Genomic DNA, 14,806 nt, shown 5'->3' with positions numbered 1-14,806 from the left:
CAAACCTTAAAAGCTACTTTTCTTCAATTAACTCTTTTCGCTCACTTGCTCTGACATATTTTGGTTTGATCAGCAATCTTAAACTCGGATCAAAGCTTAAGTAATTCCATGCCCAGTCCATAAAAATGAACATCTTATTTTTTACTCCCAGAATAGCCATTAAGTGTACAAATAACCATGTCAACCAAGCCATTAATCCCTGGAACTTGATAAAAGGCAAATCTACCACAGCCAGTTTTCGGCCCACAGTTGCCATAGAACCAAGGTCTTTGTAATGGAATTGTTTCATCTGTTTACCACCAGCTAAACCGATTAGGTTCTTTCCTAAATTATCAGCTTGCTGCAATGCCACTTGTGCTACTTGAGGATGACCTTTTGGGTAGTTTTCCTCTCTTTGCAAAGCAACATCTCCCAACACATAAATACCATCTTCCCCGATGACGCGATTATATTCATCAACATAAATTCTTCCATTTGGAGCGAAATGTTCTTTTCCTAAACCATCGACAAAATTTGGTTTAATACCTGCTGCCCAAAGAAGTGTATGAGTGCTAATCGGCGCTTTTCCTTCCAATTTCACTTCTTCGCCATTATAATCATGGACTTTGGTATCCAGCATCACATCTACTCCCAAATCTTGAAGGTATTTGAGTGAATGTTTCTGAGATTCCTCAGACATTGCTCCGAGTAATTTGGGACCAGCCTCTATCAGGACAACTTTCATATTACTGAAATTCAACTCCGGATAATCTTTTGGAAAAACATTATTCCGAAGCTCTGCCATCGCACCTGCAAGTTCCACTCCTGTTGGTCCTCCACCTACAATGACCACATTCATCAGAGATTTTCTATCCTCTTGTTTTTCGATATTGATGGCTCTCTCGTAATTGGAGATGATTTTGTTCCTGATATAGAGAGCCTCAGAAACAGTTTTCATCGGAATAGCATTGTATTCGATGGATTTATTCCCGAAATAATTGGTGTCAGCTCCCATGGCCAGCACCAAATGATCATAATCCAAAAAGCCAATATCGGTGTACAGCCTTTTCATCTTGGTATCAAAAGAATGAACTTCCGCCATCCTAAAAATTGTATTCGGAGTATTGTGAAATACCTTTCGAAGTGGAAATGAAATTGCGCTTGGCTCTAATCCTGCTGTGGCCACCTGGTAAAACAAAGGCTGAAATTGGTGGTAATTATTTTTATCAAGAACTATCACTTGGTAAGGACCTTTGATCAACTTGCGGGCAAGCTTTAATCCACCAAAACCGGCGCCTACAATAACGACCTTTGGAAGATTGGATTGAGGAATATTTGGAATAGGTTTTTGTGCTGGAAGTAACATGTGTAAGGGTTTTCCTTCCCTAACGAATTTGAACTTTTGGAGGACAAAAATTGAGGTTGTTTTTGCAATATCTTATTTGCCTTTCTTTTGATTAGCCCTATCATCAAAAGATTTGTTATTTTTACCACCCAAATAAAGTATATCCATGGGAAGAGCATTTGAATTCAGAAAAGAAAGAAAATTCAAGCGTTGGGACAAAATGTCCAAAGTCTTTACGCGTCTGGGAAAAGAAATAGTAATGGCGGTAAAAGCCGGCGGTCCTGACCCAGCATCCAACCCAAGACTTAGAACAATCATCCAAAATGCGAAGGGCGCTCAAATGCCTAAAGACAGAATAGAAGCGGCTATCAAAAGAGCTTCTAACAAGGATGAAAAAGATTACGAAGAAGTAGTATACGAAGGTTACGGTCCTTTTGGAATAGCTGTGATCGTCGAAACTTCCACTGATAATATCAACAGAACTGTTGCCAATGTAAGATCCTATTTTACAAAAGCAGGCGGATCATTAGGTACTTCTGGTTCTGTAAGTTTCATGTTTGACCACAAAGCCGTATTTAGATTTGCTCAGGGCGATTGGGATATGGAAGAGCTGGAATTGGAACTGATCGATTTTGGTCTTTCAGAAATTGATGAAAACGAAGGAGAACTATTTGTTTATACAGAGTTTTCAGACTTTGGGACCATGCAAAAAGCCCTGGAAGAAAAAGGAATAGAAGTAATCAGCGCCGATTTCCAACGTTTCCCAACCACTTTGACTGAACTTAATGAAGAACAAGAAGAAGTCATCAATAAAATGATTGAGAAGATGGAAGAGGATGATGATGTCAATCAAGTTTTTACAAATATGGCCTAGGCATTTGCCTAGGTTTTTTTATGTCTATGAATTTCCCAAAAAGAGTAAATTATCAAGATTCTGAAAAGCAATTAGTCATCGTTGGAAGCAAAAATCCAGTCAAACTTAGCAGCACAGAAAATGCATTTTCAGAAGCTTTTTCAAAATCATTTCTAGTCAATGGCGTAAATGCTTCTTCAGGAGTCTCAGATCAGCCCAAAGGAAGCAAAGAAACTTTTGAAGGTGCCAAAAACAGAGCATTAAATTCTAAAAACACTTTTCCTGAAGCAGATTATTGGGTGGGAATAGAGGGAGGAATCGAAGAAGATGAGCATGGCATGCTAGCATTTGCATGGATCTATATTCTGGATAAGTCAGGAAAATCTTCCCAGGCAAAAACCGGAACATTCTATTTACCCAAGAAAGTCACGGAATTGATCCACTCTGGAATGGAGCTAGGAGAAGCCGATGACCAGGTTTTTCAAAAAGAAAATTCTAAACAACAAGGTGGGTCAGTTGGAATTTTGACACACGGAGTACTTGATAGAAAAAACTATTATTCCCAGGCGATCATTCTTGCCTTAATCCCATTTTTAAATCAAAATCTTTATTAAAAAGGATTTAATAGCCGAAAATATTAATTAAGTTATTCGGTATATAAAAAATTTTAGCAATCGTTGGAATTTTCAATTAAAATAACTTCTTTTAGACATTAAATGTCATGACACAGATTCGTTAGCTAATAAATAATAGAAGTTGTTTCAATCACCCCTAATTTTGACTCAACGGTAGGCCTCCACTGGAGGTCTATTTTTTTAGATTTTTCAGGAAGTTTCGCAATGCAACCCTCCAGTCTGGATCGGCATCCCACTCAGGACCAATGTATAGTTCATTTCGAACAATCAACTTAATGTAATATTTCACCACGGTACGATTTGCGGCATCTCCTTCGGGAACAGCAACTCCCATACTCTTCATCATATCTGATTCTCTCGCCTCCACTTTCACCAAGAGGAATTGAACCCGATCCTGAATTAATTCCTGATCCGTTTTTGCCTCGGTCAGCCATTCGATGTCATAAGGGTATTCTGCTTTTAAAATCTGTTCTATCCCAGCTTTTTGTGCCTCTTGCTCTGCCAAAATAGTCGCCTGGGATTTCCCGTACATATCGTACCTGAAATAACTTAAAAGCCCAGTTTCAGCTGAAGAACCTTCAATTGGAATACCTAATTTGAAAACCTCCAAATTCAGCGGATTAGACAACAGGAATTTTTGACTTGATGTGGATTCTGATTGGCTGATGGACGGAAATTCCGGCACATCGATGACGAGAAGATTTTTAGACTTATTCGTTTTGCCAAGTGCTGCAAATTGCTCACTCGCCGCCTGAAAATCCGATCCTGAAACTCCGTACAATGCTGTACTTGGAATGATCTGGGTATTTTCAGTAAACGGAGCAACATGAATACTCGTCGCATTCTTTTGCCTGGTTATAAAAATGATATTTTTGACCAGACGACTGGAAAATGCCTGAGCATAGTCTGCTTGCACAGCTTCGGATATCGCAACTTGCTCTAATTCAAAATACCCCACAGGATCTCCGCCGGCTTCCACAATAGCAGAATGCAAACTGTCCGCTAAGGCCTTCCAGGACATATTTGGTTTAGCTCCAGGATCATTGGAAACCATTACTATTGACTTTCCATTAAAAAAAGTTTCAGGCATGGACCCCTGTCCTAAACTTGTGGCGATAAAACTAAAAATAATTAATACCGATAAAATATATTTCATTCGTAGTAATAGGTGAAGTCCCTTTGCTTAGTAATTTTACGAATATACATAACGCAAAATATTATCATAGATGCATAAGCTTTTGAAATCCATACTATGTCTCACTCTGGCTTTAGTATGGCATTCTTCAATCGCCCAAAAAGTTGATAGAAAATCACTTTTAGGCAATATAGAATTTTTATCCTCAGATAGTTTCCGCGGAAGAAAATCCGGAACAGAAGAAAATATCAAGGCTAGAAACTTTATCAAAGAAAAATTCGAAAAACTGGAATTGCCTACTCAATACAAAAATCATGAGCAGCATTTTAACTTCGAAAGCAGAAGGGATAAGAAAACCATAGAAGGCGTCAATATTGTGGGTTTTGTGGCAGGCAGTAAATCTAGAAACCTTATTGTGATCACTGCGCATTATGACCATGTAGGAGTGGGAAGACCCGTAGATGGTGACTCTATTTATAATGGTGCTGATGACAATGCCTCTGGAACTGCTGCCTTATTGGCACTTGCAGAATATTTTTCAAAGAATAGACCAGAGCACAGTATGATTTTCGCAGCATTGGATGGAGAAGAAATGGGATTGCAGGGAGCTAGAGCCATAGTCAATGACTTTCCATTTCCATTAGAAAACATAGTTCTGAATATCAATATGGACATGATTTCCAGAAATGACAATAATGAATTGTATGCCTCTGGGACCTATCAAAACCCAGATCTAAAACCAATTTTAGAAGCTGCTTCTTCTGGCCAAAGCCCAACACTAAAATTTGGTCATGACCTGCCAAATACGGGTAGCGATGATTGGAGCAAATCATCCGATCATGGTCCTTTTTTAGATAGAGGTGTTCCCCATATTTACTTTGGCGTAGAAGATCATCCTGATTATCACAAGCCAAGTGACGAGTTTAAGAACATCCAACCTGACTTTTACTATCAAGCAGTAAATCTGATTCTTAAATGTACAATTGCCTTAGATCAAGAATTACTGAAAGAATGAAGCGAATCCTTCGGATTGCCTGAATTGATGCGTAATTTGCAGGCTGTCTCATAGAAATCCAGTCAAATTTTGCCTAAATCAGATTTTATTACAAAACTTTTAATCTGGAGACTCAGGCATCTGAGTAATCAAGCCTTTATTATAATCCTAAGTGGAATTATAGGGGTCATCTCAGGCTTGGCAGCAGTCATACTTAAAAGTGGTGTTCATGCCATTCAGGAGTTTTTGACGGAGGATTTTTATAACGAATACGCAAATTTTCTTTACATCCTTTATCCCATGATAGGGATTACCGCTGCTTATTTAGTGGGTAAATTTATTTTTAAAGATGTAGGGGGGCATGGCATTCCGGATGTACTTTTTATTATTTCAAAAAAGCAGAGTTTAATTCCTCGGGTAAAAATGTACAGTCGATTATTTACTTCGGCTTTGACTGTAGGTTTTGGAGGGTCGGTAGGACTTGAAGCTCCAATGGTAGTGACCGGTTCTGCGATCGGCTCCAATACGGGCCTACTTATGCACCTGAATGCCAAAAAAAGAACCTTATTGATTGGTTGTGGTGCTGCAGCGGCTATATCCGCCATATTCGGAGCACCAATTGGTGCAGTGATATTTGCGATTGAAGTTATATTAATGGAGATCAGTACAGCGAGTTTCATTCCCTTGCTGATAGCATCCGTGATGGGATCATTGACTTCTATGATTCTGATCGGAAAAGACTCCATTTTCAACTTTAATTTCCAGGAAACTTTCCATGCATCCCATATGCCATATTATTTGCTATTGGGAATAATCTGTGGCTTGGTCTCATTGTACTTCAATAGAGCTGTACGAAAAACCGAATCAGCTCTTGAAGGGTTGGAGAGTCAATCGATGAGGATGCTATACGGCGGAGCGTTATTAGGTTTTATGGTTTTCTTTTTCCCTCCTATTTATGGTGAAGGTTATTCTACGCTAAATCAATTAATCGAGGGAAAATCTGCTGAAATCCTCAATAGAAGTCCTTTCTTTTCTGTCATAGAAAATCCATACATGATCATCATCTTTCTGGTTTTGATCATTTTAGTAAAACCAATAGCATCTGCTTTGACCATCGGCGGTGGAGGTAGCGGAGGTATATTTGCTCCATCTCTCTATGTAGGAGGAATTGTGGGATTCGTATTTGCCTATTCCAAAAATCTTTTTGGCTTTCATATTCCCTTGCCCTTAGCTTCTTTTACCCTGGTAGCCATGTGCGGAGTCATGAGTGGCGTTCAGCATTCTCCACTGTCTGCTATATTCTTAATTGCAGAGATTACGGGAGGCTATGAATTATTTGTGCCACTGATGTTTGTTTCTGCGATATCTTATATCACTACTACTTACTACCAAAAAGACAGCCTTTATTCATTACAGTTAAAGGACAAAGGAAAGTTCCTGCCAGAATCAAAAGACCAAGAGCTCTTGGAGCTCATAGATATTACCCATGTAATTGAACGGGATTTACTACCCATACACCCGGACTCCAAGTTGAAGGATTTAACGAATCTAGTAAAGATCTCAAAACGAAATATTTTCCCGGTAGTAGATGAGAAAAAGTCCTTAAGAGGGATTGTCACATTAGATGATATTCGGGACATTATGTTTGATGCCAGTCAGCAAGACACCGTTTTTATTCGGGATTTGATGCATAGTCCACCAGAAATCCTATTGGCTACTGAAAATATGCAAAAAGCAATGGAAAAATTTGAGAGTTCAGGAGCGTGGAACTTACCGGTAATCGAAAATGGAATCTATCTGGGATTTGTTTCCAAATCAAGAATTTTTAATGCGTATCGTAAAAGATTGATTAGACAAAAGCAAGATTAAAGGAATTAAGAATAAAATTTGGAATCTGAATTTATCCACTTTTCCGACTAACGTTTTTTCGCTTTTATTTCAAGTTAGCATCTTTTATCCACAAAATCATCTTCCTTGAATAACATTTAAAATGTTGATTTTCAATACATTATTTCCATCATGTGGAAAAGTGTGGATAAATTATTGAATTTGTGGATAAATATTTCTTGCAAATAATAAACTTGAATTACAGCCTTCCTAGGCCATTTTTATCATTTGGGAGCAGCAGATTTACATATTGTAGCAAACACAATTTCTTAGGGACAAATAGGCCTCATTAGAATAATATTCTGTTGCAGTAAATTTGAGCAGGTAATCTTGAAAATGATTTCAACAACTAGAATTATCAAATCTTGATCAAAGAAAATATCCCCTAAAAATAATTCAATTTTAACAACCCGAATACAAATCTGTACTAGCTAGTTCCCAAATCCAACTGGAGCAAGATTGTTCATTTGTCTTAAAATCCATCCTTGCCTCCCAATAATGTAAGCAGTTGGTTTTTTGGGATTCCATCTGATCGGATTAGGCAAAACAGCTGCGATCATTGCTGCTTCGTTTCTGTTTAATTTTATGGCCGGTTTGTTATAATAATTCTGAGCTGCCGCTTCAATACCATAAATTCCATCTCCCATTTCGATGACATTCAAATAAACTTCTATAATCCGCTCTTTACTCCAGATCAATTCTACCAAAACGGTAAAATAAGCCTCTAAACCTTTTCTTACGTAACTTCTACTCGGCCATAGAAAGACGTTCTTTACTGTTTGCTGAGTTATGGTGCTAGCGCCTTTAATTCTTTTCCCTTTTTTATTTCCCTCCCAAGCCTTTTTCATTGCTTCAAAATCAAATCCATGGTGATCTAAAAATTTTTGATCTTCAGCAGCTATAACAGCCTGGGGAGCATTCTTGGAGATTTCAGAAATAGGAACCCAGTCTTTGGAAAGTCTGACTTTTTTTTCCGAATCAAAGGTCTGTTCAAAAAGACGAATGACCATCAAAGGTGTCACAGGTACTGGCACAAACCTATAGATGATGGTCAAACCCACTGAAATAATGAAAAACCACATAACAGTTTTCCATAAAAACCTCCAAATCCTTTTAATCAATTTCATAGACGATTATTAAACTCTTGCTTTGGCTTGGATAAATTGGTAAAACAAAACTCCATCTGGATCCGAAGCGATTTGATCCAAATCTTGTTCCATTTGCAAAACATCGGCAGTGTTGACTATTCCGGCGGCCAGTAAAGCTTCCGAGCCGCTTTTCATCAATTCTTTCCAGTAATTGGCTATTTTTTTCAATTCTTTAGGCTGAGTCTGATCTAAATGAAAACCACTTCTACTTAGTTCAATCTCTGAAAAACCCGATTCTTTCAAAAGATTACCCAATCTTAATCCAACATCTGGATCACCTCCCAGATTCCGCTGCAATTGATTGTACGCTTGATAGTAGCGATCCAGACCTGATAATTGAGGATAAAAGTGAAAGCTGGAATTAAATACTTCCGTTATATAAATTACAGCGCCTGAAAACATGTTTTCACGGGCTTTGGCTAGTACTGCTGCTGGATCATTCAAATGCTCTAAAACCCAACAAATAAATACTCCATCGGCTTTTTTCTTCAACTGAAGATCTCCCGCATCCTGATTCATAAAATGGATTCTTCGATCCATAAATTGGGTCAGGTTATGCTTGGCCTTTTTGATTTGTTTTTTCTCAATCTCCACACAGGACAATTCAATGTGAGGATAAAGAGAAAGCAACAAATGGCTTTGGGCTCCAACTCCAGACCCAATTTCCAAAACATGCTGGCATCCAGTAAAATCAATCCATGGATAAATCAGAGGTGCCAAGACTCCTGCCTGTATTAAAAGCCTTTCCTGCTCTTCAGGGATATATCCGTGGATGTATTTTGTCATCTTTTTCTTTCAAAAATATCACAAAAAAAGGGACAAAAATGCCGACCCCTCAAAATGTGAAGCATTTCACGGATTAATAACTTTCCGCAGAGTAACCGGCGAATTAAGCTGGACCGAAATAGACTCCATGATAAACTTCAAGTCTTGATACTCAGAAGCCGAAAAAGTATATGTAGACACCTCTGTCCTAGAAGAAAATTTAAGCTCTTTTTCTCCCAAGAACGACTGATAAGTAAACTTAACTTTCTTAGATGGGATAGTCAATGTCATGGTTTCGGGATAATCATCCACAACAAAACCCTCCGGAATGGTAATCGTCGCATTGATATTTTCAAAAGATGGGAATTCATATTCAACTGGCAGCAACCTAGATTCCTGAGTAAATGGATTTTTTAAATATTCAGAAAATTGAAAAGGCATGACCACAATCAAGTTGGGTTCTTCTGAAATCAATTTAGAATTAAAGCTTATCGAAATACTCCTTTTCGAAGAAAGCTCATCCACCACAGAGAAATTTTCAATTTCTCCATATTCGATTCTGGTATCCTTTTTCCAAACCTTTTCATCAGCTTTTAGGCCTTCTAATAACTTCCCAAATTTTAATGCCTCATGATCAAAAAGTTTAATCTGATTTTTATACACAAATCCAGATGAGTCATTCCATTCCAAATTGATATTTTGGATGCTTCCTGACCGGAATTGATGCTGAAGCTCCTCTAATCGACCATGATCTTTTTCAAGGATAAATCCTCTTTCGACAAGTTTATTGTGTGCCAATAGCCCAAATGGGGTGACGGAGTCACTGGCGTCCAACAAATAATCTTTGTCATCAATTTTAGCTTTCACAATGCCCGATTGAAACTGATTGATAAATGGCACCTCAATTAATTGGCTTCTCCCTCTGAATCTATCATTGATCAAAACCATGTCAGCAGCTATTCCTTGTCTTCGGAGTAAATAGGTCAGCAATAAGTTTTTGTCAATAGAATTCCCTTCCTTCTTTTGAAGAAGACCATATATAGAATAATATGGTTCTAGCCAATTAGATCTTTTTAATTCGATATTGTTGGAAACGTATTCGAAAATGGTTTTGGCCTGATCCAATTTAGAAAGAGAATCCAATTTCAGCTTTGGGAATTCCGGGATGGCTTCTGGGTCAGCATAAACATAGCTTTCTACTTCATCCATTTCTAACCAACGATTTGCCAACTGATTCCAAGTGGCATAGACCATTTCGGACTCTTCCAATTTTTCAGGATTCACATACTCACTAGAATAAAGATATCCATCTACCCGTTCTTCATAGTTTATAAAATTTCCGACATAGGGTTCATTAGGCAATGAAGGCACATCCCTTCTTTCCCAAGAAAAAAGATTCTTTTTAGGGCTAATTGAGGCAACTTCTGCTACCTTTTTGCCCTGCTGGATCATTTGATATTGAAAAAAGTCAGGAGCTTTAAAAGTAAATTTACTCACCAAAGCGGGGTAGGTACCTTGGAAACTCCAACCTTCCAAAATCCCATATTGGTGATCAATTTTCTTATACCTATATTCTAAAATACTCCCTTTTTTTACATGGGGGAAGATCAATCGAATTTCAAATTGACCATTTCCTATGCTTACTTCTTTAATATTTTCTTTGGTCAACATCTTAGAGATCCGTTGGCCATTTTCAATATAAGATACCTGTGCTTCTACTTTTACTATATCCTCTACGAGGGATTTCCCACGATAAAAAGGGATAATTATATTTCCAAAATTTTCTACCCTATCATCTAATACTTTATATCTAAAATGGTAATTCGTATGAAGACCAGTGACCATAAAGTAGCTATTGGCCTCTTCCCATAAAGTCACTATCTGGGCATCTGGCTCAAACGGTACCTGTGTCAAAGACAATTCCTCCTCAGAATATTGTCCAAACTCAATCTGAGAATAGGAAAGTTTAGGGTTCAATAAAATCGAAAAAACGAGAAATAGAATTCCTCGAAAACACGATTTCATTAAGGATTGGCTTTTTTCTTTAGGACCACAGGTTCATTTAATTTAGAGGCCACTGATTCCATCAGGTATTTTAGATCTGCATATTGTGCCGCCGAAATCAAAGGATTTTTAACCATCATTTTAGCTCCAATTACCAAAACTCCATTCATTGGTTTTGCACTGTAGCTAAACACAATCGAATTTCCTTCTATTGTCATCACTGTTTCCTCTGGATAATCATCCAATTCATATCCTTCTGGTATTTTGATATTGACATTGCTGGTTTCAGTAAATGCATACTCAAAATCTACCGGGAATATTCGATATTCCTGTGTGAATGGATTTTTTGAAAAAGAGGAATATTTTATTGGGTTAAAAACAATCATATCCTGATCTCCAGCGGACTCTAAGACAATTTTAAAATTCGTCGAAACATAGTTCTTTTCTATTAATGAGTTTTCTACTTCTACATCCTTTATTACTGTTGTTTCTGAGTTTTGTGAAAACAATTTTTCCAAAGGCTCTTTTTGTTTTTCCAAACTGGAGACAGATTTATTCCAGTCCAAACCTTCGTAATAATAATGTCGCAAGGTGTTTGACATGACCAAATCAGAACCTTCCAAATTTACTTCACTATAAAAAACCTTGTTACTATTATGCTTGAACTCAAGAGGAATGATTGCACTTTTACCTTGTACCAGGTACAATCCCGCTAGCACATGTTTATCTAAATCCACATAGCCAAATGGCGCATCTTTATCGGACAAATCAAGGTACTGGATTTTACCATCAAGTTCTGTTCGGAGCAAAATCTCATCAAACTGAGTCAAAAATGGGAATGGGACGATATTGGTTCTACCATTTCCTTTACTTCCGATCAAAATCGGATCGCAGGAAATACCTTGAGATTTTAAAATCCCCATCAATAGCAAACTCAATTCCTGAGGGCTGCCGATTCTGGTTTTAAGCAATTGGTTTATCTGCTGATCTGCATAAATGAAATCCTCTCCTTCGGCAGTAAAATTATCGCGTACATAATAATAAGCCTTCTCTGCTATTTCCATTTGGGTACTACCACTGATATCGGTATCCATCAATTCTTTCTCAATTGGATTGTTTCTATAAAAGCCTTTTTCCCGGTAGGTAGAAATTAGTTCATCACCCAACAGTTCCCATGTATTCAACATGTCTTTCCATTGCAGACCCATGTTATCGGTATTAGTCTGGTATTGTGAAAGCTGAAATTCAATTCTCTCAATATAGTCCCTATAATTTTTCATAAAAGGCTCCTCTTTAAGGGAAAATAGATTCCTCAAAGTCCACTTATACATCCCATACTCATTAGAGATTTCAGCATTATTTATAAGATTATAACCCTGAGTGATCATTTTATAATCCAGATTTGGAATCATTTTGATCTGATATTGGGAGCCCAAAGTAGGTATCGAATTCTGGAATGTCCAGCCATCCAAAAACGTCAGATTTTTATCGGCCTTTTTATAAGTATACTCCAAAATGGAACCTACCTGGACATTGGGAAATGTAATTCTCATTTCTCGCAATCCGTCTCCTAGGTCTACATCAAAAATATTCTCCTTGCCCAATTTGATTGTCTCAGCATCGTCTCCGTTGAAATTGGTGATTTGTGCTTTTACAGAGGATATATTCTCTGTTTTATTATCTCCCAAATAATATCTCACACGGACATCAGCATGCTCTTTTCCTGCATCAGTCAGAATCTTAACTCGGAATAAGTATGTAGTTTCTAACAAGTCTGAAAAAAACTGCGATTCGCCTTCTTCCCACAAAACTACAGCGCCTGCATCTGGTTCATAAGAAACCTGCTTGATTGCGATCTCCTCTTCTGAGAACTTCCCCATTTTGACGTTCTGAGCGAAGGTTACCGATGTGAAAAAGAGAAAAATAATTGTAAACACTTTTTTCATATGATGGTTTTTAGTTTTTATTGCTTGTATTGATTCAAACTGACGAAAAGTGATATAACATTCCAAACCCTTCAGTCTGCTCGCTTTATATTAATTAGTTGGGATTTCGGGTTTTAAAAAAATGTAACTTTTGACGGCTTTTGAATTGATTTTTTTGATCAATTCAGCCTTTTCCTCCTCCTCCAGATCTGATGAAAAAGTCAGATCAATTTCCCTTTTGATGGTCAAATTATTTCCATCAAGCCTACTCTCAATTAGGATTTTATTTCCCTCTTCTTCATAAATCAAAGGGTCCAAACTAGTTTCGGGAGATAAACTACTACCTAAATCAATCTTAAAAGAATCTGTCTTAACTAAGCGATTACTGGACAACATGTCTTTTTGAATCGGTCCCATAAAAGATTTCAGAATGATCCTTTTAGAAGTACTTTGGGTGAATTTTTGGATCACACCTTTATAGCTTGTTTTTGCTAAAGGCACAGAGTCCTGATTTTCCAAATCGATAGTCAATTCACTGATAATCAATCCTGAAACTGGAGAGTTTCGATTGAAAAAATCTTTTTGTTTTCGGTCATCAAGCCGATTTTTCACATACATCAAATCCTCAGCAAAATTGCCTTCAAACTGTAAATCTGTTTCAATAAATGCATCCCCTCTTGCATCGATTTCAATTGAGGTGGAAGAGGTCGTTTTGTTCCAAGTAGGATGATCGTAAGTAGGTGTTTTAGTCAGGTAGCCTCCTCCATTTTTTGTAACAAGAACATGTCTGTTTTTAGTAAACGAACCTAAATAACCAGCTGGTAACATATTAGAGGTACACTCTAGCCAAATCGGATCTGAATCTGTAGGGACCTGCAAAATAACATGGTTGAACTGGTTCGAAGGAAAATCAACTTCAATATCGTCTTCTCCCTCACCTGCAAGAACCAAGGTATAATTGGATTCAATTCCCACTTCAGTAAGCATGGCTCTCATGATATTCGAAAGGCCCTTGCAATCTCCATAAGCGTATTTCGCCACTTCATCAGAGCTCATGGTCTGCCATCCACCAATACCAAGCTGTATACTTACATATCTGAAGTTTTCCTGCAAGTAAGAATACAACACTTCTATTTTTTCATAAGGAGTTTCCAAATGAACCGTCAATTCATGGATTTTCAACCTAAGATTTTCCGGTAGTTTATCACGACCTTCATTCAATTTATAAAGCCAATCTGCCAGACCTGACCAATCATTCATTTCTCCTGCATAATCTTCCAGACCAAACTTTACGGGTGCCAATAACAATCTATGATCATCATCCTCATCTAAATCCGGTTCCTGAATAGGGAGATCACTTTCTTTCCAAATCATAGAAACTAACCCATTCTCTTCTTTTTCCTCCCTGTTTCCAAGAAGGTTCAATTCTTTAAACCTTAATCCCATTCCTTTTGGATAGGTGACAGTCAATACTGAATTCTTGATTTTTTGATTGTATCGATGAACAGGGATCCAGGTCGGTAGAAAAAAATTCGTTTTTGATTTTGTCTGTGTAATGATCTTAACTTCAATCGGAAAGACGCCACTTTTGACTTCATAATATTTCCGCCTATTATCATCAAAAACAGTAGAGTTAGAATAGATCGCGGCATCACTCATGTCTCTGAGTTTTGCTTTTTGAAGTGTTTTGCCTGTTCTCGGGTCTTTAACTTCTAATTCAAAATTTTCAATCTCATTTAATCGATCATAAAAAAGTGAAGTGTAGGCATGATCTAGTCCCTCGACTGAAAAAATGGTAAAATTTTTCTCTATAAGATAAGTTACCTCATAGTCTTTGGAAATGGAAATAGTCTGATTCTCGGAAAGCTCTGAATAAATATCAACAGAATCCTTATTGGAAGCATAGGTGGAGTTGAGTATAAAACTGAAAATATACAGAACTCCGAGTAACGTTCTTATCATGCAAATTATTGGGGATAACTGTGCTGAAATTATGAAAAAAGTTAAAACAAACTAATCAATAATTAGATAAAAAAATTTAGGGGAAAATACAGGTCTTTTTTTGAATTTAACACTCAAATAGTTGCACTGTGTTTTGGGTAATTCTCCTTGTAATTCCCGTCAAAAGTTCCCTAT

At 37.4% G+C, this 14,806-nt stretch carries 11 protein-coding genes; 4 read left to right on the top strand and 7 right to left on the bottom strand.

Annotation, left to right across the window (positions count from 1 at the left end):
• Nucleotides 1-13: 13 nt before the first annotated feature.
• Nucleotides 14-1,345, bottom strand: coding sequence for an NAD(P)/FAD-dependent oxidoreductase (locus FHS59_RS11015; protein WP_184495195.1), 1,332 nt, complete (start codon nt 1,343-1,345; stop codon nt 14-16).
• A gap of 145 nt (nt 1,346-1,490) precedes the next feature.
• Between FHS59_RS11015 and FHS59_RS11010 the strand changes: the two genes are divergently transcribed.
• Nucleotides 1,491-2,198: a YebC/PmpR family DNA-binding transcriptional regulator gene (locus FHS59_RS11010; RefSeq protein WP_184495194.1), complete on the top strand. Its 708-nt coding sequence runs from the start codon at nt 1,491-1,493 to the stop codon at nt 2,196-2,198.
• Nucleotides 2,199-2,224: 26 nt separating this feature from the next.
• The gene (gene yjjX, locus FHS59_RS11005; RefSeq protein ID WP_184495193.1) at nt 2,225-2,791 is read left to right on the top strand and encodes an inosine/xanthosine triphosphatase; all 567 of its coding nucleotides are present in this window, start codon (nt 2,225-2,227) and stop codon (nt 2,789-2,791) included.
• Between the two features lie 193 nt (nt 2,792-2,984).
• On the opposite strand, the gene FHS59_RS11000 is transcribed toward yjjX, so the two are convergent.
• Entirely contained in the window at nt 2,985-3,968 is a 984-nt protein-coding gene (locus FHS59_RS11000; RefSeq protein WP_184495192.1) for an NTPase, read from the bottom strand.
• A gap of 70 nt (nt 3,969-4,038) precedes the next feature.
• On the opposite strand from FHS59_RS11000, the gene FHS59_RS10995 reads away from it, so the two are divergent.
• Complete coding sequence (locus FHS59_RS10995; protein WP_184495191.1) at nt 4,039-4,962, top strand: M28 family peptidase; 924 nt, start codon at nt 4,039-4,041, stop codon at nt 4,960-4,962.
• 69 nt (nt 4,963-5,031) lie between these two features.
• Entirely contained in the window at nt 5,032-6,810 is a 1,779-nt protein-coding gene (locus tag FHS59_RS10990) for a chloride channel protein (RefSeq protein ID WP_184495190.1), read from the top strand.
• 449 nt (nt 6,811-7,259) lie between these two features.
• On the opposite strand, the gene mtgA is transcribed toward FHS59_RS10990, so the two are convergent.
• The 5 genes from mtgA to FHS59_RS10965 form a co-directional block, all read right to left on the bottom strand.
• Nucleotides 7,260-7,955, bottom strand: a complete 696-nt coding sequence (gene mtgA / locus FHS59_RS10985) for a monofunctional biosynthetic peptidoglycan transglycosylase (RefSeq protein WP_184495189.1) — start codon at nt 7,953-7,955, stop codon at nt 7,260-7,262.
• 9 nt (nt 7,956-7,964) lie between these two features.
• Nucleotides 7,965-8,762, bottom strand: a complete 798-nt coding sequence (locus tag FHS59_RS10980; RefSeq protein ID WP_184495188.1) for a class I SAM-dependent methyltransferase — start codon at nt 8,760-8,762, stop codon at nt 7,965-7,967.
• A 66-nt stretch (nt 8,763-8,828) separates the two neighbouring features.
• Nucleotides 8,829-10,766 carry a DUF3857 domain-containing protein gene (locus FHS59_RS10975; protein ID WP_184495187.1) on the bottom strand — a complete coding sequence of 646 codons (1,938 nt, stop codon included), beginning with the start codon at nt 10,764-10,766 and terminating at the stop codon, nt 8,829-8,831.
• A complete protein-coding gene (locus FHS59_RS10970; protein WP_184495186.1) occupies nt 10,766-12,691 on the bottom strand; it encodes a DUF3857 domain-containing protein in 1,926 nt (641 codons plus the stop codon). Before FHS59_RS10970 ends, FHS59_RS10975 begins: the two co-directional genes overlap by 1 nt.
• 90 nt (nt 12,692-12,781) lie before the next feature.
• On the bottom strand, nt 12,782-14,632 hold the full coding sequence (locus tag FHS59_RS10965) for a DUF3857 domain-containing protein (RefSeq protein ID WP_184495185.1): 1,851 nt from the start codon (nt 14,630-14,632) through the stop codon (nt 12,782-12,784).
• Between the last annotated feature and the right edge of the window lie 174 nt (nt 14,633-14,806).

The organism is Algoriphagus iocasae, assembly GCF_014206875.1.
In the GTDB taxonomy this organism is placed as follows: domain Bacteria; phylum Bacteroidota; class Bacteroidia; order Cytophagales; family Cyclobacteriaceae; genus Algoriphagus; species Algoriphagus iocasae.
The sequence above is the reverse complement of the archived record's forward strand: the minus strand, read 5'-3'. Positions and strand labels throughout refer to the sequence as shown.

Coding starts and splice junctions, on each gene's coding strand:
- FHS59_RS10965 (WP_184495185.1), bottom strand. CDS start 14,632: ATGATAAGAACGTTACTCGGAGTTCTGTATATTTTCAGTTTTATACTC.
- FHS59_RS11010 (WP_184495194.1), top strand. CDS start 1,491: ATGGGAAGAGCATTTGAATTCAGAAAAGAAAGAAAATTCAAGCGTTGG.
- FHS59_RS10995 (WP_184495191.1), top strand. CDS start 4,039: ATGCATAAGCTTTTGAAATCCATACTATGTCTCACTCTGGCTTTAGTA.
- mtgA (WP_184495189.1), bottom strand. CDS start 7,955: ATGAAATTGATTAAAAGGATTTGGAGGTTTTTATGGAAAACTGTTATG.
- FHS59_RS11015 (WP_184495195.1), bottom strand. CDS start 1,345: ATGTTACTTCCAGCACAAAAACCTATTCCAAATATTCCTCAATCCAAT.
- yjjX (WP_184495193.1), top strand. CDS start 2,225: ATGAATTTCCCAAAAAGAGTAAATTATCAAGATTCTGAAAAGCAATTA.
- FHS59_RS10980 (WP_184495188.1), bottom strand. CDS start 8,762: ATGACAAAATACATCCACGGATATATCCCTGAAGAGCAGGAAAGGCTT.
- FHS59_RS10970 (WP_184495186.1), bottom strand. CDS start 12,691: ATGAAAAAAGTGTTTACAATTATTTTTCTCTTTTTCACATCGGTAACC.
- FHS59_RS10975 (WP_184495187.1), bottom strand. CDS start 10,766: ATGAAATCGTGTTTTCGAGGAATTCTATTTCTCGTTTTTTCGATTTTA.
- FHS59_RS11000 (WP_184495192.1), bottom strand. CDS start 3,968: ATGAAATATATTTTATCGGTATTAATTATTTTTAGTTTTATCGCCACA.